This is a genomic window from Bartonella sp. AA2SXKL, from assembly GCF_042197205.1.
Classification (GTDB): domain Bacteria; phylum Pseudomonadota; class Alphaproteobacteria; order Rhizobiales; family Rhizobiaceae; genus Bartonella.
In genome coordinates this window covers 1-520 of record NZ_JBHIRN010000297.1, presented here as the reverse complement: position 1 = coordinate 520, position 520 = coordinate 1, and the positions used below count along the sequence as shown (strand labels likewise).

The following is a 520-nucleotide window of genomic DNA, read 5'->3' as shown; positions in this document are numbered from 1 at the left end:
GTGAGAATAGAGATAGCAATCATACGACGATTAATAAGCTGCATCAATTTGTCACGGACTTGTCGGGGAATTTTGGTAAATTGGGGATTGGTTTGAGTAGTTTAGTGAGTAAGAAGTTCAAGCTTTATGCGGAAGCACAGTATGTTAAAGGGGACAAGGTGAAGCAGTCATTCCAAGGTATTTTAGGGGTACGCTATAGTTTTTAAGGATACAATCTGGTTGTATTTTCTGAGCTGTTTTGAAAGTGTCGTTTTTTAAAGCGAAATATTCCATGTATGGTTAAAGAATAGTTTTTGAGCGAATGCTGATATGATTTTCATAACAAGATGTGTGCTTCAAAGTGTGTTGTTTTTTCTATTTTAGCGATGTGTCTTGCGGTCACGGCTTCTAATATTTTGGTTCAATATCCTGTCTATTGGTTTGGTTTGAATGATCTTTTGACTTATGGTGCTTTTACCTATCCATTTGCTTTTTTGATCAATGATTTAACTAATCGTTTTTATGGTCCATCTGCTGCACG

The 520-nt window shown here is 36.2% G+C and carries 1 protein-coding gene and 1 pseudogene; both read left to right on the top strand.

Going from position 1 to position 520, the window contains the following annotated elements:
- A partial coding sequence (locus tag ACFINS_RS11335; RefSeq protein ID WP_375706325.1) for an autotransporter outer membrane beta-barrel domain-containing protein occupies nt 1-206 on the top strand: 206 nt, incomplete at its 5' end.
- A gap of 120 nt (nt 207-326) precedes the next feature.
- Nucleotides 327-520: pseudogene (locus ACFINS_RS11330) on the top strand (VUT family protein); the annotation flags it as partial.